The organism is Micromonospora palomenae (genome assembly GCF_007829925.1).
Taxonomy (GTDB): Bacteria; Actinomycetota; Actinomycetes; order Mycobacteriales; family Micromonosporaceae; genus Micromonospora; species Micromonospora purpureochromogenes.
The window spans coordinates 597,655-620,051 of the sequence record NZ_VIXA01000003.1 but is presented as its reverse complement, the minus strand read 5'-3'; the positions used below and the strand labels follow the sequence as shown (position 1 = coordinate 620,051).

18 protein-coding genes are annotated in these 22,397 nt (G+C 73.5%); 6 read left to right on the top strand and 12 right to left on the bottom strand.

The annotated features are described in order from the left end of the window. Positions 1-91 precede the first annotated feature (91 nt). From FHX75_RS23875 to FHX75_RS23855, 5 genes are all read right to left on the bottom strand, one after another. Positions 92-1,177 carry a YihY/virulence factor BrkB family protein gene (locus FHX75_RS23875; RefSeq protein ID WP_154942547.1) on the bottom strand — a complete coding sequence of 362 codons (1,086 nt, stop codon included), beginning with the start codon at positions 1,175-1,177 and terminating at the stop codon, positions 92-94. Positions 1,178-1,241: 64 nt separating this feature from the next. Next, positions 1,242-2,051, bottom strand: a complete 810-nt coding sequence (locus tag FHX75_RS23870; RefSeq protein WP_154942546.1) for an ABC transporter permease — start codon at positions 2,049-2,051, stop codon at positions 1,242-1,244. A gap of 9 nt (positions 2,052-2,060) precedes the next feature. Continuing rightward, a complete protein-coding gene (locus FHX75_RS23865; protein WP_154942545.1) occupies positions 2,061-2,849 on the bottom strand; it encodes an ABC transporter permease in 789 nt (262 codons plus the stop codon). Positions 2,850-2,986: 137 nt separating this feature from the next. Continuing rightward, positions 2,987-3,523, bottom strand: coding sequence for a hypothetical protein (locus FHX75_RS23860; RefSeq protein WP_154942544.1), 537 nt, complete (start codon positions 3,521-3,523; stop codon positions 2,987-2,989). Between the two features lie 66 nt (positions 3,524-3,589). Continuing rightward, positions 3,590-4,522: an ABC transporter ATP-binding protein gene (locus tag FHX75_RS23855; protein WP_088960835.1), complete on the bottom strand. Its 933-nt coding sequence runs from the start codon at positions 4,520-4,522 to the stop codon at positions 3,590-3,592. Positions 4,523-4,882: 360 nt separating this feature from the next. Between FHX75_RS23855 and FHX75_RS23850 the strand changes: the two genes are divergently transcribed. The 5 genes from FHX75_RS23850 (at position 4,883) to FHX75_RS23830 (ending at position 11,948) form a co-directional block, all read left to right on the top strand. Continuing rightward, the gene (locus tag FHX75_RS23850) at positions 4,883-7,222 is read left to right on the top strand and encodes a TRAP transporter permease (RefSeq protein WP_246158494.1); all 2,340 of its coding nucleotides are present in this window, start codon (positions 4,883-4,885) and stop codon (positions 7,220-7,222) included. After that, the gene (locus FHX75_RS23845; RefSeq protein ID WP_342799403.1) at positions 7,104-8,102 is read left to right on the top strand and encodes a TAXI family TRAP transporter solute-binding subunit; all 999 of its coding nucleotides are present in this window, start codon (positions 7,104-7,106) and stop codon (positions 8,100-8,102) included. The genes FHX75_RS23850 and FHX75_RS23845 overlap by 119 nt, the downstream gene beginning before the upstream one ends. A gap of 65 nt (positions 8,103-8,167) precedes the next feature. Further along, positions 8,168-10,594, top strand: a complete 2,427-nt coding sequence (locus tag FHX75_RS23840; protein ID WP_154942542.1) for a sensor histidine kinase — start codon at positions 8,168-8,170, stop codon at positions 10,592-10,594. After that, positions 10,591-10,983: a roadblock/LC7 domain-containing protein gene (locus FHX75_RS23835; protein ID WP_154942541.1), complete on the top strand. Its 393-nt coding sequence runs from the start codon at positions 10,591-10,593 to the stop codon at positions 10,981-10,983. The genes FHX75_RS23840 and FHX75_RS23835 overlap by 4 nt, the downstream gene beginning before the upstream one ends. Further along, the gene (locus FHX75_RS23830) at positions 10,980-11,948 is read left to right on the top strand and encodes a TAXI family TRAP transporter solute-binding subunit (RefSeq protein WP_154942540.1); all 969 of its coding nucleotides are present in this window, start codon (positions 10,980-10,982) and stop codon (positions 11,946-11,948) included. The genes FHX75_RS23835 and FHX75_RS23830 overlap by 4 nt, the downstream gene beginning before the upstream one ends. 6 nt (positions 11,949-11,954) lie before the next feature. Here the strand turns inward: FHX75_RS23830 and FHX75_RS23825 are convergent, their stop codons facing one another. From FHX75_RS23825 to FHX75_RS23800, 6 genes are all read right to left on the bottom strand, one after another. Continuing rightward, positions 11,955-12,491 carry a hypothetical protein gene (locus tag FHX75_RS23825; RefSeq protein WP_154942539.1) on the bottom strand — a complete coding sequence of 179 codons (537 nt, stop codon included), beginning with the start codon at positions 12,489-12,491 and terminating at the stop codon, positions 11,955-11,957. Beyond that, a complete protein-coding gene (gene dnaG, locus FHX75_RS23820; protein WP_154942538.1) occupies positions 12,491-14,365 on the bottom strand; it encodes a DNA primase in 1,875 nt (624 codons plus the stop codon). Before dnaG ends, FHX75_RS23825 begins: the two co-directional genes overlap by 1 nt. A 94-nt stretch (positions 14,366-14,459) precedes the next feature. Then, complete coding sequence (locus FHX75_RS23815; RefSeq protein ID WP_154942537.1) at positions 14,460-16,109, bottom strand: BCCT family transporter; 1,650 nt, start codon at positions 16,107-16,109, stop codon at positions 14,460-14,462. A gap of 142 nt (positions 16,110-16,251) precedes the next feature. After that, the gene (locus FHX75_RS23810; protein ID WP_154942536.1) at positions 16,252-17,085 is read right to left on the bottom strand and encodes a siderophore-interacting protein; all 834 of its coding nucleotides are present in this window, start codon (positions 17,083-17,085) and stop codon (positions 16,252-16,254) included. Positions 17,086-17,095: 10 nt separating this feature from the next. Then, on the bottom strand, positions 17,096-18,418 hold the full coding sequence (locus FHX75_RS23805) for a deoxyguanosinetriphosphate triphosphohydrolase (RefSeq protein ID WP_154942535.1): 1,323 nt from the start codon (positions 18,416-18,418) through the stop codon (positions 17,096-17,098). A 3-nt stretch (positions 18,419-18,421) separates the two neighbouring features. Further along, entirely contained in the window at positions 18,422-18,772 is a 351-nt protein-coding gene (locus FHX75_RS23800) for a VOC family protein (protein WP_154942534.1), read from the bottom strand. 252 nt (positions 18,773-19,024) lie between these two features. On the opposite strand from FHX75_RS23800, the gene FHX75_RS23795 reads away from it, so the two are divergent. After that, positions 19,025-19,495 (top strand): roadblock/LC7 domain-containing protein, encoded by a 471-nt coding sequence (locus FHX75_RS23795; RefSeq protein WP_154942533.1) that lies wholly within the window; start codon positions 19,025-19,027, stop codon positions 19,493-19,495. 72 nt (positions 19,496-19,567) lie between these two features. Here the strand turns inward: FHX75_RS23795 and ppdK are convergent, their stop codons facing one another. Continuing rightward, positions 19,568-22,276, bottom strand: a complete 2,709-nt coding sequence (gene ppdK / locus FHX75_RS23790) for a pyruvate, phosphate dikinase (RefSeq protein WP_154942532.1) — start codon at positions 22,274-22,276, stop codon at positions 19,568-19,570. Positions 22,277-22,397 lie beyond the last annotated feature (121 nt).

Genomic DNA, 22,397 nt, shown 5'->3' with positions numbered 1-22,397 from the left:
GTCCGTTAGGACAAAAGCTATAGTGGATCAAGAAAAGGTCGACCCCGTCGCGCCGGACGCGACGGGGTCGACCTCGGGCCTGCCGGAGGGGCTAGCGCTCCCCGGCGGCGTTGCGCTTCTTCCTGAGCTTGCGGTCGTCGCGCAGCTCGACGTAGGGCTCCTCCTCCGGCGAGTGGCCGGCCGAGATGGCCCGGCCGCGCTCCAGCTCCGCGTCGAACTCGGCGCCGAGCAGGATGGCGATGTTGCTCAGCCACAGCCACACCAGGAAGATGATCACGCCGGCCAGCGCGCCGTAGGTCTTGTTGTAGGACGCGAAGTTGCTGACGTACAGGGCGAAGAGGCCGGAGATCACCAGCCAGATCACCACGGCCAGCACGCCGCCCGGGCTGACCCAGCGGAAGCCGCCGTGCCGGGCGTTCGGCGAGGCCCAGTAGAGGATCGCGAACATCAGGCTGACCAGGAGCAGCAGCACCGGCCACTTGGCGATGTTCCACACGGTCACCGCGGTGGAGCCCAACCCGATCGCGCTACCGACCTGCTCGGCGAGGCCGCCGGTGAAGACCACGATCACCGCGCAGGCCAGCAGCATCACGCCGATCACCGCGGTCACCCCGAGCCGGATCGGCAGGGTCTTCCAGATCGGCCGCCCCTCAGGCACGTCGTAGATGGTGTTCGAGGCGCGCATGAAGGCGGCGATGTAGCCGGAGGCGGACCAGAAGGCCGCGAGCAGACCGACGATCGCGGCGATGCTGGCCAGTCCGCCCGAGGCGCCCGCCTGCTCGATGGCGCCCTCGATGATCTTCCGGATGTTCTCCTCCGGCACCGCCTGGTTGACGGTGTCCTTGACCCCCTGGGTGGCCCGGTCGCCGAGCAGGCCGAGCAGGGAGATCAGCACCAGCAGCCCGGGGAAGATGGAGAGCACCCCGTAGTAGGTCAGCGCGGCGGCCCAGTCGGTGAGGCTGTCGTCCTGGAACTCCTTGACGGTGCGCTTCAGGGCCGCCATCCAGCCGGAGCCGGGCAGCTCGGCCGGGCTGTCCGGGCCCTCGTCGGGGCCGACCGGCCGGCTGCCGCGCGGGTTACGGCCCCCCGGGTCGCTCGAACGGGACCCGGCCGCGGTCGCGCTGTTCTGGTCGTCGCGGTCGCGCCCGGCCCGGGCGGACGTGTCGTCGGAGGCCATCGCCCCTCCTCGTGGTCAACGGTTGTCCCCCCGACATGCCCCGGGGAAGCCGCCCGTTAACCCCTCACTTGTAGAGCAGGCCCACCATCCGCCGGGACGCCACGGCCAGCCCGAGCACGGTCAACGCCAGCAGGTAGAGCAGGTCCAGCAGCCACAGCCAACCGGACCCGCCGACACAGATGTCCCGGATCAGGTGCACCGAGCGGTAGAGCGGGGTCACCTCCACCAGCCAGCGCAGCAGTGCCGGGTAGTCCTCGGCCGGCACGAAGGTGCCCGAGAAGAGGAAGAGGGTGAACTGCGCCGAGCCCATCAGGTCGAAGTCCTGCCAGCTGCGCATGAAGGTGGCCAGCGCCATGCCGATCGCGCCGAAGGTGAAGCCGACCAGCACCGCCGCCGGGAACGCCAACAGCGCCCGCCCCACGGAGGTCAGCTCCATCGCCACCATCACCGCGAGGAACGCCGCCGAGTAGGCCGAGCCGCGCACCATCGCCCACCCCAGCTCCCCGAGCGCGATCTCGAAGGGCCGCACCGGGGTGGCGATGATCCCGTCGTAGAGCTTGAGGTACTTCATCTTGCCGAAGAAGTTGAAGGTGGTCTCGGCCAGCGCCCCGGTCATCGCCGAGGAGGCGAGCATGGCCGGGGCGACGAACGCGGCGTACTCGACCACCCGGCCGTCGGGCAGGGTGAGCCCGTCGATCAGCTGACCCACCCCGACCCCGATGGAGAACAGGTAGAGCACCGGCTCGACGAACCCGGAGAGCAGCAGCAGCCAGTAGACCGACTTGAGCGCCGCCACGTTGCGCTCGACCACCGAGGCCGACCGGCGGGACGTGCCGGAGACGTCGAGCAGCCGGGGCAGGACGAGAGTGACCACGCGAGCCTCCTAGACCACGAGCCGGCGACGGAAGAGCCGGGCGGCCAGCAGCCAGCCGCCCAGCGCCCAGGCCGCCAGGTAGAGCAGGTGGCCGGCGACCGACCACTGTGGGGCCACGCCGAGCGTCGCCGCCCGGCACAGGTCGACGGCGTGCCAGAGCGGCGTCGCGTAGGCCAGCCAGCGCAGCACGCCGGGCAGCGACTCGACCGGGAAGAAGATGCCGGCGAAGAGCGTCATCGGGATCACCGCGAACCGGAACAGCATGGCCAGCCAGCTGTCGCTGTCCACCACCGCCGCGTAGGCGAAGGTCGGCGCGGCGACCGCCAGGCAGAGCAGCGCCACCACCGGCAGGGTGGCCACCGCCCAGCCCGAACGCAGCGCCCCGAACAGCGCCGTCACCAGCAGGAACGCGACGCTGGCGGTGAGCGCCCGGAACAGCACGAAGGCCAGGTGGCCGGCGAGGATGTCGCGGATCCGCAGCGGCGCCGCGGTCTGCGCCGAGTAGGTCTTGATCCACTGGAAGTTGCTGAACACCGGCCAGGTCGACTCGCCGATGGTCACCTGGAGCGCGGTCGAGGCCAGCAGCCCGGGCACGATCCAGTCGAGGTACCGCACCCCGTCGACGCCCTGGTCGACGTACGCGCCCACGCCCAGGCCGAAGCCGACCACGGTCAGCGTCGGCAGCAGGAAGGACGAGAAGACCCCGGCCCGCCAGGTGCGGCGGTAGCCGGTCAGGTAGTGCGCCAGCACCGCCAGCGCCGGCACCCTCGGCAACGGGGGCCGTTGCGCCACGCTCACCCGGACCTCCTCTCACCCGCCGTCCACCACGGCCTTCCTACCCCGGGGGTACGACAGGCCGCGGCAACCCTACGGTCGCCCGCCCCGCGTGTCGCGCCGTTTACCCGGCCCGGCGGTGGACCGTCGTGGGGCGCGGTTCAGGCGGTGCGGGTCGTGGTGAGCAACGCGCGCGCGGCGTAGCCCCAGAGCAGCAGCCCGGCGCCGGTGCCGGCGACCAGGCCGGCCTGGACCGCCGAGGTGAGCGCGACGACCAGCCCGGCCAGCGCCACCAGGCACAGCGCGCCGCCCAGCGGCACCAGCAGCCGGTCGCGCAGCACCGGGGCCAGCGGCACGAAGTGCAGCCCGACCACCGCGCAGACCAGGACCGGAACGAACTCCGACCAGCCGAGCCCGGCCAGGGCCAGGGCGCCGAGCACGGCCACGGCGAACTCGACGGCGACGATGACGCCGTACCGGCGGTCGGCGGCCCGGTCCCGGGGCAGGGCGGCGGCCGCGCGCCCGGTCCGGACCACGACGACCGCGCCGAGCAGCGCGGTGAGCAGGGCCAGGCCGCTGGCCACCACGAGCGCGGCGCGCAGCGGCGGGTCGGCCGCCGGCACGCTGAACCAGATCGTGGCGAACACGCCCAGGTAGAGCGCGGTCAGCCCGGCCTGGCGTCTCGATACAGCATCCATGGTGGACACTCCTCCCCCGTCGACCGCCGATGCTATGCAGCGGCCGGGGCCGCCCGGCCACGGCCGTCAGTCGACCAGGGTGCGGCCGGTGAGGTGCAGGAAGACGTCCTCCAGGCTGCTGCGCCGGACCAGGACGCTGGCCGGCGTCAGGCCGCGCGCCTCCACCTGGCCGACGGCGGCGTCCCCGTCGGTGACGTAGAGCAGGATCCGGTCGGGCAGCACCTCGACCCGCTCCCCCAGCCCGTCGAGCTTGCCGGCGAACGCCTCCTGCGACTCGGCCGCGAAGCGCAGCTCCACCACCTCCCGGGTGGAGTGCCGTTCGATCAGCGCCCGGGGCGAGCCCTCGGCGACGATCCGCCCACCGTCCATCACCACGAGGCGGTCGCAGAGCTGCTCGGCCTCGTCCATGTAGTGGGTGGTCAGCACCAGCGTCACCCCCTGCTGCTTGAGCCGGAAGAGCCGCTCCCAGACCAGGTGCCGGGCCTGCGGGTCGAGCCCGGTGGTCGGCTCGTCGAGCAGCACGATCTCGGGCTCGTTGACCAGCGCGCGGGCGATGGTCAGCCGGCGCTTCATGCCGCCGGAGAGCGGCTCGACCTTGCTGTCGGCCCGCTCGGTGAGCTGCACGAAGTCGAGCAGCTCGGCGGCGCGCGCCCGGGCCACCGCGCGGGGGACGCCGAAGTAGCGGGCGTAGGTGGTGAGGTTCTCCCGGACGGTCAGCTCGGGGTCGAGGTTGTCGAGCTGGGGGCAGACGCCGAGCCGCGCCCGGATGGCGGGGCCGTCGCGCACCGGGTCCATGCCGAGGATGCGCAGCTCGCCGCCGCTGGGCGGGGAGATGCAGCCGATCATGCGCATGGTGGAGGACTTGCCGGCGCCGTTCGGCCCGAGGAAGCCGAACGCCTCGCCGGGACGCACCTCGACGTCGATGCCGTCGACGGCGGTGAAGTCGCCGAACCGCTTCACCAGCCCCCGAGCCTGGATGAGTGGTTGAGCAGTGGTCACCGGCCGACCCTACCGGCGACGTCCGACACCCTCGACGGGTTTCCGGCCCCGCCACAGCGGGCTCGGAACCGACAACGCAGAGTAGTTGACACTACGGACAGTCACCGGGCGTTACGCTCCCGTGCAACGAACCGTCGGGCCGTCGACGCGACCACCAGTGGGGCGATGCGGGCCATACTGGACAGATCCTTTTCGGACGCACCCCGACCACCGGCGCCTGTCAACAGTTCAGCTCCATCAATTTGTTAAATCCTCCTTTATTCAGATTCCTCTGCGTGATTGAAATAGATCGCCATTACCGACCGCAATGATAATCGGCAATGTTCCGTGGCGTAGATAATTGGCGTATCGTGCCCCCTCGTGTCGTCCGTACGCTTCTCCGACGGTCCCGCCCCACCGGCGCCGCACACCGGCTCCAGGGGGGCGGGAGCCGCCCTCAAGGACGCTCCGGCAGCCCTGCCGCCGCAGGTCACGGTGGGGGCACCACCCCGCGTCGCCGTGCCGGACACCCGCGAACTCGCGGCGCAATTCGAGGACGAGAAACCGGGACGCTCGCTCACCGGCCCGGTCGGTCTTCTGGTCACCGGCACGACGGTGGGGATCGCGCTGCTGGCGCTTGTCCAGGTCTTTCAACCACTTCCACAGGGCAGCAAGTACTACCTGATCATTTTCCTGGCCGGCGTGCTGCCGACCGTGTTCCTGGCGTACCCGGCGGGCCTTTCGATCCCCTGGCGGCCGGGCCGCACACCCGCCTCCGGCGACGGGCCGGACCCGGCCGGGCCGACCCGGTCGGACTGGCTGCTGGCCGCCGCGGCCCTGGTCGCCTGCCTCTACCCGGTGCTGCCGTTCACCGTCGGCGGCGGGGGCGGCGGGTATGACGCCTTCCTCGACCGGCAGGGCCTGCTCGTCGGGCTCGACGTCGCGATGGGCACCGTGCTGCTGCTCCTGCTGCTGGAGGCCTGCCGGCGCACCACCGGCTGGATCCTGCCGGCCGTCTGCCTGCTGTTCCTGGCCTACGGCTACTACGGCGGGCTGCTGCCGCAGTCCTGGCCGGTGGCGCACGCCGGGCTCGACTTCGGCCAGCTCGTGGACGCGTTCTACAACTCCGACAGCGGGTTCTACGGCACCCCGCTCGACGTCGCGGCCTCGTACATCGTGCTGTTCACCATCTACGGCGCGGTGCTGGACCTCTCCGGGGCCGGGCGGTTCTTCGTGGAACTCTCCGCCGCCGCCTTCCGGCGCTCCCGGACCGCCGCCGGGCGTACGGCGGTCGCCTCCGGCTTCCTGCTCGGCACGGTCTCCGGATCGGGCGCGGCGACGACGGTCAGCATCGGCGCGGTGACCTGGCCGGTGCTGCGCCGGGCCGGCTACCCGGCCGAGCGCGCCGGCGGGATGCTCGCCGCCGCCGGCGTCGGGGCGATCCTGTCCCCGCCCACCCTCGGCGCGGCCGCCTTCATCATCGCCGAGTACCTGGGCGTGTCGTACCTCCAGGTGCTGGGCTGGGCGACCATCCCGACGGTGCTGTACTACCTCGGCATCCTGCTCGCGGTCGAGATCGACGCCCGGCGCTCGGGCGTGCGCCCGGTGGTCGTCCACGCCGACTCGCCCTGGCGGCTGCTGGGCCGCTTCGGCTACCACTTCCTGTCCCTGCTGGTGATCACCGGCCTGCTCGCCCTGGGCGTCTCGGCGACGAAGGCGGTGGTGGGAGCGACCGTGCTGGCCGCCGCGCTGTCCTTCCTGGACCGTCGGCACCGGCTCACCCCGGCCCGGCTGGTCGAGGCGCTGGGCACCGGCGCGCGCGGGGTGCTCGCGGTCAGCGCGGTCTGCGCCGCGGCCGGCATCATCACGGCGACCACCACCAAGACCGGGCTCGGCCCGCAGGCGGCGGCACTGCTGGTCTCCGGCGCGCAGGCGGTCTCGTCCGACCCGGCCGTGGTGCTGGCGCTCACCGCCGTGCTGGCCGCCGTCGCGCTCACCCTGCTGGGGCTGGCCGTGCCGGTCACCGCCTCGTTCGTGATCGGCTGGGTGATCATCGGCCCGGCCCTGCTGGACCTGGGCGTCGCCGCGCCCGCCGCGGCGATGTTCGTCTTCTACTTCGCGGTCCTGTCCGAGGTCTCCCCGCCGACCGCGCTCGCCGCGGTGGCCGCCGCCGCGGTCACCGGCGGCCGGCTGGTGCCGACCATGTGGCAGACCCTCCGGTACGCCCTGCCGGCCTACCTGATCCCGATCGCCTTCGTGATCACCCCGGCCGGTCTGGGGCTGCTCGGGATCGGCGGACCGCAGCGGGTCGCCGTGGCCGCGGTGGTCTCCGCGCTCGGCGTCGCCGTGCTGGCCGTGGCGGCGGGCGGCTGGCTGCCCGGCGTCGGCCCGGCCGGCGTACCGGAGCGGATCCTCGGCGCGCTGGCCGGGCTGACGCTGCTCTGGCTCGAACCCGTACCCGTCACGGTCGGCGCGGTCCTGGCCGCCGCCGTGGTGGCGGGTGTCCTCGTACGACGCGGCTCCGCCAACCGGACCGGCGAGCCGTCGGCAACACCACCGGTGAACCCTGGGGAGGAAAACAGTGAGACGGATCAACGTGCGGCTGGCCGCGGGAGTGGGGGCGCTCGCCCTCGTCGCGAGCGGCGCCGCCGGCTGCGGGGGCAAACAGGACGGCGCGACGAAGGACGACGCCGCCAGCGAGATCACCTGCAAGGTCACTGACAGCACCCGCGTCGGCATCGCCACCGGTAACGCCACCGGCGTCTACTACGTGGTCGGCAACGCCCTCGCCGGCCAGCTCTCCACGACGACCGACGGCAAGCTGACCGGCACCGCCGCCGAGACCGGCGCCTCGGTGCAGAACATCGAGCAGCTCGTCGGCGGCCAGTACGACGTCGCCTTCTCGCTCTTCGACACCGCCGTCAACGCGGTGCAGGGCAAGGGCAGCTTCACCTCGCCGCAGCCGGTGGAGGCGCTGGCCCGAATCTACGACAACTACACCCAGGTGGTCGTACGGGCCGACGCCGGCATCGGCTCGGTCGCCGACATGAAGGGCAAGAAGATCTCCACCGGCTCCCCCAAGTCCGGCACCGAGGTCATCGCCAACCGGCTGCTCACCGCCGCCGGTCTCGACCCGGCCAAGGACATCCAGGCGCAGCGGCTCGACCTGGCCAAGACCGTCGAGGGGGTCAAGGACGGCAGCATCGACGGCTTCTTCTGGTCCGGCGGGGTGCCGACCGGCGGGGTCACCGACCTGTTCACCACGGCCGGCGACAAGGTGAAGTTCCTGGACATCGCCCCGCTGCTGCCCAAGATGACCGAGCTGAACCCCGCGTACCAGGCCGGGACGATCCGCGCGGACGTCTACAAGACGGCGACGGACACCCCGACCATCGTGGTGCCCAACGTGCTGCTGGTCCGCAAGGACCTCAACGCGAACGTCGCCTGCGCCGTCGCGCGGACCGTCTTCGAGAAGAAGGACGCGCTGGCCCAGGCCAACCCGGCCGCCAAGGGCATCAACCTGGACAACGCCCGCAAGACCGACCCCGTACCGCTGCACCGCGGGGCGGCCAAGGCCCTGCAGGACCTCGGCGCGAGCTGACCGACGGCGCCGGGTCCGGGCCACCGCCCGGGCCCGGCGTCCCCGACCCTTTCCGGGAGACCCGCGTGCCGCTCCCCCGCCCCGCCCGCGTCCGCCGGCACAATCGGCCGGCGGACCACACCGACCGGCTCTGGTCGGTCCGCACCCAACTGCTCGCACCGATCCTGGTCGCCACCATCGGCCTGGTCGTGCTGGGCGCCACCCAGACCAGCACCGCGCTGGACGCCTCCGCCGACGCCGACCGGGCCCGGGTCCTCGCCGGCACCGCCACCGCCACCGTGCGCCTGGTGCACGAGCTGGAGCGGGAACTCGGCGAGACGGCCGCCCTGCGCCAGCGGGGTGGCACCACCGGCCGGCCGCTGGTGGACGCCCAGCGGCTGCGGGTGGACACCGCCGTCGACCGGTTCCGCACCGCCAGCCGGGACGCCCGCCGGGCCGCACCGGACCTCGGGCGGGTGCTCGACACCGCCGACGACCAGCTCTACCAGCTCGACCCCGCCCGCCGGTCGGCGCCCACGTCGGAGGGGGCCGATCCCACCTACGTGGCACTGGTCGAGTCGCTGCTCACCGTCGCCGACGCGCTGCCCGCGCAGCTGCGCGACACCGAACTGGCCAACGCCGCCCGGGAGGTGGCGGCGGTGGCCAGCCAGGAACACCTGGCCGCGCTGGAACGCGACCTGCTCCGGACGGTCTTCGTCCGCGGCGAGCTGGCCCAGGGCGAACTGGTCCGGCTCGGCCAGCTGCGGGGCGCGCGGGAGCAGCGCCAGGCCGAGTTCTCCCGGATCGCCGACTCCGACGCCGAGGCCGCGTACGCCCGGCTGGTCGCCGGCGCCGACGTGGCGACCGCCCAGCGGATGCGGGACACCGCCGTCAAGGGCGAGACCCTGGCCGCCGCGCTGAAGGTCGACGGCGACGCCTGGTACGTGGCCCAGAGCGGCACGATCCGGCGCTTCAACCTGCTCGGCCGGGAGCTCTCCGAGGACCTGGACCAGCAGGCCGCGAGCCTGGCCCGGGACGCCCGCCGGCGGGCCCTGGTCACCGGCGGGGCCACCACCGCCGTCGCGGCGGCCTCGCTGCTGGCCGCCGCGCTGCTGGCCGTCCGGACCAGCCGCCGGCTGCGCCGGCTGCGGGTGGCGGCGCTCACCGTGGCCAACTCGGAGCTGCCCGAGCGGATCACCGCGATCGCGGCCGGCGAGGGCACGCCGGCCGAGGGCGAGGCGACCCGGCTCACCGAGGACATCCGGCAGGGGCGGGACGAGGTCGCGCAGGTGGCCGAGGCGTTCGACACGGTCAACCGGGCGGCGCTGCGACTCGCCGGCGAGCAGGCCGAGCTGCGGCTGGACGTGACCCGGATGGCCGAGGCGCTGGCCCGCCGGATCCGGACCCTGATCACCCGGCAGCTGCGCCTGCTGGACGACTTCGAACGCGACGAGACCGACCCGGACGCGCTGGCCCGGCTCTTCGCGCTGGACCATCTCGCCGCCCGGATGCGCCGCAACGGCGAGAACCTGCTGGTCCTCGCCGGTGGCGAGCCGGGGCGGGCGTACGAGGGGGACCACCTGCTCGCCGACGTGGTGCGCGCGGCCTCCTCGGAGATCGAGGACTACACCCGGGTGGAGATCGACGTGCCGGCGGCCGCGGTGCACGGCTCGGCGGTGGGTTACCTGGTCCACCTCCTCGCCGAGCTGCTGGAGAACGCCACCAACTACTCGCCGCCGCACACCCTGGTGCAGGTCGACGGCCGGCGGACGGTCGACGGGCTCACGCTGCGCGTGCACGACCAGGGCATCGGCATCAGCGAGGGCCGGCTCGCCGCGATCAACAAGCGGCTGCTCGCCCCGGCGGTGCTCTCCAGCGCCGCGGCCGGCAGCATGGGCCTGCACGTGGTGGCCCACCTGGCCGCCCGGTACGGGATCCGGGTGCAGCTGCACAACACCGGCACCGGCACGGTGGCCCAGGTCGAGGTGCCCGAGTCGGCGCTGGTCCGGGTGGAGACGGTGTCCCGGCGTCCCGTCCCGGTCCGCCAGCCCGCCTCGACGGCGGCCTGGTTCCGGGCCGGGGCCGGTGCGCCGGCCCTGGCGACGACCGTGCCGAACCCGACGCCCGCGCCCCAGCTGACGCCGACGTACGGCGGCAGCCTGTTCCGGCCGGACCCGACCGACGTCCACCACGCGCCGACGGTGACGTTGCCGGTGGTCAGCCCCGGTGCCCGGGTCGCGGCCCCGCCCCGGCCGCCGGTGCTCCGGGCCGCCGTGGCGCCCCCGCCCGGCGCCGCCCACCCGTCGACCGGGCCGGCGGCCTCCGGCGCCGGCCTGCCCCGCCGGACCCGCGGCGGTCAGCTGCCGACGCTGCCGAACACTGCGCCGGCCCGGCCGGCGGAGGACCTGCTCGACCCGGAGGTGGTGCGGGCCCGACTGTCCGCACTCGCCGAGGGGGTGGCCAGCGCGATGCGACGTAACCAGCAGACGAGACCCAACGGGAGACACCGATGACCACACCCGTGAGCGCCGGCCTGGACTGGCTCCTGGCGAACTTCGCCGAGCAGGTGCCGGACGTGTCGCACGCCGTAGCCGTCTCCGAGGACGGGCTGCGCCTGGCCTCCTCACCGCACCTCTCCCCGGACCAGGTGGATCAGCTCGCCGCCGTGATCAGCGGCCTGGCCAGCCTGACCGTCGGCGCCGCGCGGCTGATGTCCGCCGGCCGCGTACGCCAGCAGATCGTCGACATGGACGGCGGGGTGATGCTGGTGATGGCGGTCGGCGAGCGGGCCCTGCTCGGGGTGCTCGCCGCGCCGGGCTGCGACCTGGGGCAGATCGGTTTCGAGACCGCGACCCTGGTGCAGCGGGTGGCGGAGGCGCTGGAACCGGCGGTCCGGGCGTGACCCGCCGGCCACCGCCCTGGCTGGCCGCCCTGCTGGTGACGCTGCTGGTGGCGGGCTGCGGGCAGCCGGCCGCGCCGCCGCAGGCCTGGCACGGCGGCCGGATCTTTCTCGCCACCGGCAACACCACCGGCGTGTACTACCAGCTCGGCGGCGGCTACGCCGACGTGATCAGCCGCCACCTGCCCGGGTACGAGGCGCGGGCCGAGCCGACCGGCGCCTCGGTGGAGAACGTCACCCGGCTGGCCAGCGGCGACATGGAGATCGCCTTCAGCCTCGCCGACACCGCGGCCGACGCGGTCACCGGCCAGGGCGCCTTCGTCGGGCAGCCGCAACCGGTGCGGGCGCTGGCCCGGGTGTACAGCAACTACACCCATGTGATCGTGCGGGCCGACGCCAAGGTGAAGGACTTCGCCGGGCTGCGCGGCAAGCGGGTCTCCACGGGTTCGCCGAAGTCCGGCACGGACATCATCGCCGGGCGGCTGCTGACCGCCGCCGGGATGGACCCGGACCGGGACGTGGACCGGTTCACCCTGTCGCTGCCGGAGACGGTCAAGCGGATGCGGGCCGGCACGCTGGACGCGATGTTCTTCTCCGGCGGCCTGCCCACCCCGGGCATCGCCGACCTGCTCTCCAGCGCGCCGGGCACGTTCACGCTGCTGCCGATCGCCGACCTGATCGAGCCGCTCAACGCCCGGTACGGCTCGGTCTACACCACCGCCGAGCTGCCGAAGGACGCCTACCGCACGCTGGCGGGCACGCCGACGGTCACGGTGTCGAACATGATCCTCGTCAGCGCCGACATGCCGGACGAGCTGGCGTACGACCTGACCCGGCTGCTCTTCGCCTACCAGGGCGACCTGATCGGGGTGCACCCGGAGGCGGGCAACTTCACCCGGCAGAGCGCGTCCAGCACCGACCCGATCCCGCTGCATCCGGGCGCGGCGCGGTTCTACCAGGGCGGGTGAGCCGGGTCAGGCGTCGGCGGGGGCGGTCGCGGCGCGGGCGGCGGCGACCAGCCGGTCGGCCTCCGCCAGCACGGCCTCGTCGTCGGCGGGGGTGCCCGGGTCGAAGCGCACGGTCCAGCTCAGCCCGTCCACACCGGCCACCCGCCGGGCCGCGACCCGCCCGGCGCCGCCGGGCACCGGGTGGTGCGCGGTGTACGCCACCGACCGGGTGACCCGGGCCCGCACCTGGTGCGGCAGCTCGCCCGGGTCGACCAGGAGGTAGGTCTCGGCCGGGCAGTCCGCCACCACCTGGTAGCCGTCGCGCTCGGTGACCCGCTCGGCCGGGGTGACGGTCAGCTCGTGGCCGGACCACACCGCCTTGAGGATGTCGTGCCAGCCCAGCCGGTGCGCGCGGCCGGGCAGCCAGAGCCCGAGGTTGCTGGCCACCACCACGCCATCGCCCTCGCCGTTGCCGGCGGCCGCCCAGGCGAGCACCCGTTCGTCGTCGGCGAGCGGGGGCCGGGCGGCGGGCGGCAGCTTCGGCTTGCGGCTGAACAGTCCCATCACAGTCCTCCCGCGGCCTGCTCGCGCAGCGCCCGCGCGTGCTGCTCCAGCGAGAGCAGTTCCCCGAAGAGGGCGAAGTACTCGTCCTTGTTGTTCACCGGGTTGATCCGCTGGATCTTGGATTTGAGGTCCCGGATCCGGGCGGTGACCGAGCCCCACTGCAACCGGGCCATGGTGATCGAGACGTACCGGGGGTCGGGTTCGCCGTCGATGCGCAGCGGCTCCACGGCCAGTTCGCCGACCAGCGCCCCGGCGGCCAGGTCCTCGCAGGCGTCGCGGACCGACTCGATCCAGACCGCGCCGGCGGTGGCCGCCGCGGCCCCGCCCGCCGCGGCGATCGCCGCGCGGACCGCCGCGTGCACCGGGTGCCGGTACTCCGGGGCCTCGACCGCGTCGAACATCGGCCCGGCCAGCACCGGCTCCTGGAGGGCCAGCTTCAACGCCTCGCGCTCGACCATCGACTGCGGGCTGTCCACCGCCGGCGCGGGGGCCGCCGTCGACCGGGTCGGGGCGGGCGAGCGCCGCTCGGCGGTCGGGTTGGCGTCGGCGGCGAGCACCGCGCGCTGCACCGGCTCGATCTCCATGCCGAGGTCGCCGGCGAGCTTGCGGACGTACTCGGGGCGCTTCTCCCGGTCCTTGATCTTGGCGACCAGCGGCGCGGCCCGGCGCATCGCCTCCACCCGTCCGTCGACGGTGTCCAGGTCGTACCGGTTGATCACGTGGCGCAGCGCGAAGTCGACCAGCGGCTCGCGGCGGGCGACCAGGTCGCGCACGGCCAGATCGCCCTTGGCCAGGCGCAGCTCGCACGGGTCCATGTTGTCCGGGCTGACCGCGATGAAGGTACGCCCGACGAAGCGCTGGTCGTCCTCGAAGGCGCGCAGGGCGGCCTTCTGGCCGGCGGCGTCCCCGTCGAAGGTGAAGATGATCTCGCCGGCCACCGCGTCGGTGTCCAGCAGGAGCCGGCGCAGCACCGCGATGTGATCGGCGCCGAACGCCGTGCCGCAGGTCGCCACGGCCGTCGGCACGTCGGCGAGGTGACAGGCCATCACGTCGGTGTAGCCCTCGACGACGACCACCTTGCCCTGCTTGGCGATCTCCCGCTTGGCCTGGTCGATGCCGTAGAGGACGTGCGACTTCTTGTAGATCGGCGTCTCGGGGGTGTTGAGGTATTTCGGGCCGTCGTCGTCGTCGAAGAGCTTGCGGGCGCCGAAGCCGATCACGTCGCCGGTGATGTCCCGGATCGGCCACATCAGCCGGCGGCGGAACCGGTCGATCAGCGTCCCGGAGCGCGACGGGCGGGACAGCCCGCCGGTGACCAGCTCGTCGTGGGTGAAGCCCTGCTGGCGCAGGTGCTTGGTGAGCAGGTCCCAGGCGTCCGGGGCGAAACCACAGCCGTACCGCTGGGCGGCGGCCCGGTCGAAGCCCCGCTGCGCCAGGAACTCCCGGGCCGGCCGGGCGGCGGCCGTGGTGAGCTGGGCCTGGTAGAACTCGACGGCGGCGGCGTGCGCGGCCACCAGCCGCTGCTTCTGCCCCTGCTGGGGGCGGGGGCGCGGGGCGGCGTTGTCGCCCTCGACGTAGCGCAGCTGGATGCCGGCGCGGGCGGCGAGCCGCTCGACGGACTCGATGAAGCTGAGGTGCTCGGCGTCCATCAGGAACTTGATGGCGTCGCCGCCGGCCCCGCAGCCGAAGCAGTACCAGACGTTGCGGGCGGGCGAGACGTTGAACGACGGGCTCTTCTCGTCGTGGAACGGGCAGAGGCCCTTGAGGTTGCCGCCGCCGGCGGACTTGAGGGTCACCGTGTCGGAGATGACCTCGGCGATCGAGGTGCGTTCCCGGACCAGCGCGATGTCCTCGTCCCGGATCCGCCCAGCCATCTGCCACCCCCTCGGCGTACATCCTGCCCTGCCGGACCGACGATCCGCCGCCGGGGGCACGGGCGTGTGGCGAACGACGCCGGCAGGGGTGGTGTCACCGCGGGGGGCGGTGGAGCCACCGGGTCACCGGCGGCGGATCCTCCTCCTCGTACGACCGGGCGGCCCGCATCGCGGCGAGCAGGCCGTAGCGGCGTGGCCTGGCCACGGGCGGGTTGACCGTCGGGTCCCGCGCCAGGTCGCGCAGCAGGGCCACGGCGAGCCCGAGCATCACCACCACGAACGGCAGCGCGACCAGGATCGTCGCCTGTTGCAGGGCGGCCAGGCCACCGGCGAGCAGCAGCGCGGCGGCGACCGCGCCGATCAGCACGCCCCAGAGCACCACCACGCCCCGGTGCGGCCGTAGCGCGCCCCGCGAGCTGAGCGAGCCCAGCACCAGCGCCGCCGAGTCGGCGCCGGTGACGAAGAAGAGCGCCACCAGGACCATCGCCAGCACCGTGGTCAGCGCGGCCAACGGCAGCGCCTGGAGCAGGCCGAAGAGGGCCTTCTCGGTGCTCGCCGAGACATCGGCGACGAGGTCCCGGGTGCCGGTGGTCTGCACCCGCAGGGCGGTGCCGCCCATGATGGCGAACCAGATCACGCTGGCCCCGCTGGGCACCAGCAGCACCCCGGTGACGAACTGCCGGATCGTGCGCCCCTTGGAGATCCGGGCGATGAAGATGCCGACGAACGGCGCCCAGGAGATCCACCACGCCCAGTAGAAGATGGTCCACGCGCCGAGCCAGGCCGGGTCGGAGAAGGCCCCGGTCCGGGTGGACATGATCGTCAGGCGGCTGAGGTAGTCACCGACCGAGGCGGGCAGCACCTCCAGGGTGTAGATGGTCGGCCCGGCCACGAAGACGAAGACCATCAGCCCGACGGCGAGCACCACGTTGGTGGTCGAGAGCCACTTGATGCCCTTGTGCAGCCCGGTGAAGGCGGAGACCACGAAGGCGGCGGTGAGCGCGGCGATGACCACCAGCTCGATCGCGGTGCTGTCGGGCACCGCGGTCGCGCTTTCCAGGCCGGCGGCCACCTGGAGCGCCCCCAGGCCCAGGCTGGTCGCCGAGCCGAAGACGGTGGCGAAGACCGCCAGCAGGTCGACCGCCTGGCCGACCCGCCCGTACGACCGCGCGCCCAGCAGCGGTTCGAACGCGGCGGAGATGCGGCTGCCCCGCTTCTTCCGGAACGTCGAGTACGCCAGCGCCAGCGCCGCGATGGCGTAGATCCCCCACGGGTGCAGGGTCCAGTGGAACAGGGTGTACTGCATGGCCACCTCGGCGGCGGCCGGGGTCTGCGGTTCGACGCCGGCGGCCGGTGGCGGTGCGGCGTAGTGCTGGATGGGCTCGGCCACGGCATAGAAGACCAGGCCGATGCCCATGCCGGTGCTGAACATCATCGACACCCAGGCGATCGTGCTGAACTCCGGCTCGTCGTCGTCCGCGCCGAGTCGGATCCGGCCGAAGCGGGACGCCGCGATCACCACCGAGAGCACCAGGAAGGCGTCCGCGGCGACCACGAAGAACCAGCCGAAGGTGTTGATCGCCCAGGCCAGCCCGGCGGCGCCGAACCCGGCCAGCGAGCCGCCCCCGAACACCCCCCAGCCGACCACCGCCAGCACCCCGGCGACGCCCAGCACCAGCACCACCGGGTCGATCCGCCCCGCCGGCCCGGCCTCCCGTGCCGACTCCCCCGCCCGCTCCGCCATGGTCACATGGTGCCGCCGGCGAACCTCCTGAAAAGCCGCATACCCCCACGGTTCACCCGCGCCGACGGGTGCACCGTGCTCGCGGAGCCATCGCGGCCCCGAGAACAACCGGGGTACGAGGTCGGCGGGGCGCGGTCGGGGGTCAGCCGACCGGGGCGACCTCTTCGGCCTCGACCTGGCGGTTCCAGTCCGCCTTGGTGGACCGCCAGCCCTCGTCGTCCATGCCCCGGCGCCAGTAGCCGGAGATGGAGAGCGCCTCGCGGGGCACCCCGCGCTCGACGCGCAGCAGGCGGCGCAACTCCTTGACGAAGGTCGCCTCGCCGTGGACGAACGCGTGCACCCGGCCGGGCGGGAACTCCAGCGCCCGGACCGCCTCGACCAGCGCCTCGCCGACCGGCCGGGTGCCCCGGTGCAGCCAGGTCAGCGCCACCGCGCCGGGGCTGAGCAGCCGCTGCTCGTCGGCCGGCCCGTCGACCTCGACGAAGACGGCGGCCGGGGCGCCGAGCGGCAGCCGCTCCAGCGCCGCGCCGATCGCCGGCAGCGCGCTCTCGTCGCCCACCAGCAGGTGCCAGTCCGCCGTCGGGTCCGGCGCGTACGCCCCACCCGGGCCGACGAAGAGCACCTCGTCGCCGGGGCGCAGCCGGGCCGCCCAGGGCCCGGCCAGCCCCTCGTCGCCGTGGTGCACCACGTCCACGGTGAGTTCGCCGGCCAGCGGGTCCCAGGCGCGCACGGTGTAGGCGCGCAGCCGGGGCCACTGGTGGCGGGGCAGGTCACGACGGATCGCGGCCAGGTCCAGCGGCCTGGGGTGGTCGACCCCGGGCGCCGGGAAGACGATCTTGATGTAGTGGTCGGTGTACTCCCCGACCGGCAGCCCGGCGAGCTCCTCCCCGCCCAGGATCAGGCGGATCAGGTGCGGGGTGGGCCGCTCGGTTCGCAGGACCCGGGCGGACGTGACCTTCTTGGGGCGCTCCGTCATGTCACTTAGGCTAACCTAAGTCATTCCGGGGCCCCGGGTCGGGAGAGCGACCCGCACGCCGGACGAGCCGGTCGTGCCAGGCCACTGCCGCCGGGTCGGTGAGCGACGCCACCTGGTCGACCACCACCCGCAGCCGGGCGGCGTCGTCCGGGGCGGCCCGCCACAGCGGCGCGAAGACCGGGTCGAGCGCGTCCGGCGCCCGGTCGCCCAGCACGCCGACCAGCTCGGCCAGGACCTCCCGCTGCCGGTCGTACCGGGCGCCGACGCCCGGACGGTTCATCACGTAGCGCCAGGCGATCCCCTTCAGCAGCGCGCACTGGGCCCGGACCCGACGCGGCACCACCAGGTCGGCGGCGTACCGGCGGTGCGGGCCCGGGCCGAAACGCTCCCGGGTGGCGGTCACCACGGCGGAGACGAACCGGCCGGTCAGCACGCTGGCGGTGGCCTTCAGCGCGACCTGCGCGCGGTGGCTGCCGTCGTACCCGGCGAGCGCGGCGAGCTCCGGCTCGTCGAGCAGGTCGACCAGCACCTCGCCGAGGTCGGCCGGAGACTCGCCGGAGTAGACGGCGGCCACGTCGACGCAGAGGGCGGCCCGCTCGTCCGGGTCGTCGAGCAGGGGCCGCAGCGAGAGGTAGCCGCCGTGGATGCCGTCCTCCACGTCGTGCACCGAGTAGGCGACGTCGTCGGCCCAGTCCATCACCTGGGCCTCCAGGCAGCGCCGCGCGCCGCCGGGCGGGCCGCCGCCGTCCCCCGCGGGTACGCCCTCGCGCAGCCAGTCGAAGACCGGCCGGTCGTCGTCGTACACCCCGAACTTGCGCAGTCCCGGCTGCCGGGGCCACGGGTACTTGCCGACCGCGTCGAGCGAGGCCCGGGTGAGGTTGAGCCCGGCGGGTACGCCGTCCGGGCCGACCACCTTGGCCTCCAGCCGGGTCAGCACGCGCAGCGTCTGGGCGTTGCCCTCGAACCCGCCGCAGGGCGCGGCGAGCCGGTCGAGGGCGTCCTCGCCGTTGTGCCCGAAGGGCGGGTGGCCGAGGTCGTGCGCCAGCCCGGCGGTGTCCACCACGTCCGGGTCGCAGCCCAGCCGGGCGCCCATCTCCCGGGCGATCTGGGCCACCTCCAGCGAGTGCGTCAGCCGGGTACGCAGGAAGTCGTCGGTGCCGGCGACGTGCACCTGGGTCTTGGCGGCCAGCCGCCGGAAGGCCGCCGAGTGCAGCACCCGGGCCCGGTCCCGCTCGTACGGCGACCGGCCGTAGCCGGTGTCCTTGGGCGCCTCGTCGACCCGACGCCGCGCGTCGGACGCGTCCCACGGCCCGGCCGGGTCGGCGTCACGCACCCCTCAGCCCTGCTGTCGCAGCACGCAGAACTCGTTGCCCTCCGGGTCGGCGAGCACCGTCCAGGAGGCGTCGCCCTGGCCGACGTCGACGTGCCGGGCCCCCATGTCGACCAGCCGCTCGACCTCGGCCTCCTGGTCGGCCGGGCGCAGGTCGAGGTGGAGCCGGTTCTTGATCTCCTTGCCGTCGGCGACCGGGACGAAGACGATGCCGGGCAGCCGGTCGCGCGACTGGCGGATCTCCACCCCGTCCGGCTTCTCCGCGATCACCTGGTAGCCCAGCGCCTCGGCCCACCAGTGGGCCAGCCGGGACGGGTCCCGGGCGTCGACGGTCAAGCTCTCCCAGACGCTGGTCATGCGGCCACCCTTCGCCGGTCGTACGCAACTGATCGCGGGAGCTCAGGTTACGCCCGGGTGGCCCGCGGGGCGCGCCGGCGAACGCCGCCTGGCGGGTCCGCAACCGCCGATCAGACGACAGTTGTCGACCGATTGCCGACCGTCACGGGATCGCGGGCGCGGCGTGGCCTTCGGTAACGTGCCGGGAGCGGTACGTGACACCGACGACCGGAACGCGAGGAACGGGGGACGCTCGTGCACGTTGACACGGTGATGGACACGGAGCTGCGGAGGCTGCGCCGACGCCGCCCCGAGGTGGCCGGCACGGTGCTGGGCGGGCGCGACGGGATGCTCATCTCCAGCGACCTGCCGACCACCGACGCGACCCACCTGGCCGCCCTCGCCGCGGTGAGTTTCGGGGTGGGGCACCAGGTCGCCCACACGGTGCGCGGCGGCGGCTTCCGGGAGTCGGTGGTGCACACGGCCACCGGCTCCGTGGTCACCTATCCGGCCGGGCGGCACGCGCTGCTCACCCTGGTCACCGGCGCGGATGCCGACCTGGAGGCGCTGCACACCGAGGCGCGGGCGGTGGCCGAACGGGCCGGCTCGGCGTTCGACTCGCAGCGGGTGGCGGTGGGCGCGACGCCGGTGCCGCAGGTGCACGGCGCGCTCGCCGTGCGTACCCCGCTGCCGGCGCTGGCCAGGCGGCGGCCCGGATCGGCCTGGCGGCGCCCGCCGCTGTAGGGCCCCAGGCACCACACCCACCCACGACGACGGCGGCTCCGGGAGGACCCGGAGCCGCCGTCGGTCGTGCGGTCAGCGGCTGTCGGAACCGTCGGTCTCGACGGCCGCGCGGCCGGCCTCCAGGCGGGCCACCGGCACCCGGAACGGGGAGCAGGAGACGTAGTCCAGGCCCACCTCGTGGAAGAAGTGCACCGAGTCGGGGTCGCCGCCGTGCTCGCCGCAGACGCCGAGCTTCAGCTCCGGCCGGGCCGCCCGGCCCTCTTCCGCGGCGATCCGGACCAGCCGGCCCACCCCGTCCCGGTCGATGGACTCGAACGGCGAGATGCCGAAGATGCCCAGCTCCAGGTAGCGCCAGAAGAACGCGCCCTCGACGTCGTCACGGGAGAAGCCCCAGGCCATCTGGGTCAGGTCGTTGGTGCCGAAGGAGAAGAACTGCGCCGCCTCGGCGATCTGCCCGGCGGTCAGCGCCGCCCGGGGCACCTCGATCATGGTGCCGATCAGCACCTCGACGCCGCTGTCCCCGACCACCTCGGCGATGATCTTCTCGGCCTCGGCCCGTACCGTCTCCAGCTCCTGCACCGCGCCGACCAGCGGCACCATGATCTCCGGCTTGGCGACCGCGCCGGCGCGGGTGACCGCGACGGCGGCCTCCGCGATGGCCCGGACCTGCATCGCGAACAGGCCCGGAATGACCAGGCCGAGGCGCACGCCGCGCAGGCCCAGCATCGGGTTCTCCTCGTGCATCCGCCGGACGGCGGCGAGCAGCGCCTCCTCCTGGGCGACGTCCTCGCCGCGCTCCTGGGCGACGGCGACGTTGACCGCGAGCTGCTCCAGCGGGGGCAGGAACTCGTGCAGCGGCGGGTCGATCAGCCGCACGGTGACCGGCAGACCGTCCATCTCGCGGAAGATCTCCTTGAAGTCGTCGCGCTGCAAGGGCAGCAGCGCGGCGAGCGCCGACTCCCGCTCGTCGTCGGTGCGGGCCAGGATCAGCCGCTCGACCAGCTCCCGCCGGTCGCCGAGGAACATGTGCTCGGTGCGGCACAGGCCGATGCCCTGGGCGCCGAAGCGCCGCGCCCGGGCCGCGTCCGCCCCGGTGTCGGCGTTCGTCCGGACCGCCAGCCGCCGCTTGGCGTCGGCGTGGCTCATGATCCGGTGTACGGCCCGGACCAGCGGGTTGTCGACGTGCTCCGGGTCGAGGCTGCCCTCGAAGTACTGCACCACCTCGGACGGCATGACCGGGACCTCGCCGAGGTAGACCTTGCCGGTGGTGCCGTCGATGGAGACGATGTCGCCCTCGTTGACGGTCTGCCCCGCCACGGTGAACCGCTTGGCCGGCACGTTCACGTCGATCTCGTCGGCGCCGGAGACGCAGGTCTTGCCCATGCCCCGGGCCACCACGGCGGCGTGGCTGGTCTTGCCGCCCCGCGAGGTGAGGATGCCCTGGGCGGCGATCATGCCGTTCAGGTCGTCCGGGTTGGTCTCCCGGCGGACCAGGATCACCGACTCCCCCTCGGCGGCCAGCTCGACCGCCCGCGCGGAGGTGAAGACCACCTTGCCGGAGGCGGCGCCCGGTGAGGCGCCGATGCCCTTGGCGACCGGCTGGAACTCGTGGTCGAGCCGGAACCGGGGGAACATCAGCTGCGCCAGCTGCGCGCCGTTGACCCGGTGCAGCGCCTCGTCGAGGTCGATCACGCCCTCGTCGACGAGCTGCCCGGCGATGACGAACGCGGCGGCGGCGGTGCGCTTGCCGACCCGGGTCTGCAGCATCCAGAGCTTGCCGCGCTCGATGGTGAACTCGATGTCGCAGAGGTCCTTGTAGTGCCCCTCCAGCCGGGCCATGAACGCGAGCAGCTCGTCGTAGGACTTCTTGTCGAGCTGCTCCAGCTCCTGCAGCGGCACGGTGTTGCGGATGCCGGCGACGACGTCCTCGCCCTGGGCGTTGGTCAGGTAGTCGCCGTAGATGCCCTGGGCGCCGCTGCCCGGGTCGCGGGTGAAGGCGACGCCGGTGCCGGAGTCGGGGCCGAGGTTGCCGAAGACCATGGAGACGACGTTGACCGCGGTGCCGAGGTCGGCCGGGATGCGCTCCTGGCGGCGGTAGACCACGGCCCGCTCGGCGTTCCACGACTCGAAGACCGCACGGATGGCCAGGTCGAGCTGCTCGCGCGGCTCCTGCGGGAACTCCCGGCCGGTGTGCTTGACGAAGATCTTCTTGTACGCGTCGACCAGCCCGCGCAGGTCGTCCGCGTCGAGGTCGAGGTCGTTGGTGGTGCCCTTGGCGCGCTTGGCCTCGTCCAGGGCGTGCTCGAACTCCTCGCCCGGCACCTCGCAGACGGTCTTGCCGAACATCTGGATCAGCCGGCGGTACGAGTCCCAGGCGAACCGGTCGTTGCCGCCGGCCTGGGCGGAGAGCCCGACCACGCTGCGGTCGTTGAGTCCGACGTTGAGGACGGTCTCCATCATGCCGGGCATGGAGAACTTCGCGCCGGAGCGTACGGACACCAGCAGCGGGTCGTCCGGGTCGCCGAGGCGGCGGCCCATCTCGCGTTCCAGGGCCTCCAGGTGGGTGGCGATCTGACCGGCCAGCCCGGCGGGTTCCTCGCCGGTGGCCAGGTACGCCTTGCACGCCTCGGTGGTGATGATGAACCCGGGCGGGACCGGCAGCCCGAGATTGGTCATCTCGGCGAGGTTGGCCCCTTTGCCACCGAGCAGGTCCTTGAGGTCCTTGTTGCCCTCGGCGAAGTCGTAGACGTACTTGTGATCGACCGTCTCTTGCGCTGCCACCAGAGCCCTCCCACGCGCGCCGGAATTGACACTTAACGAAGGTTCAGCTGCCTCATACCCCGGGGCAGGCCACCGGTAATCCCGTGCCGGCACCGATCGGTGGGCGAAGGTTAAGCGAACA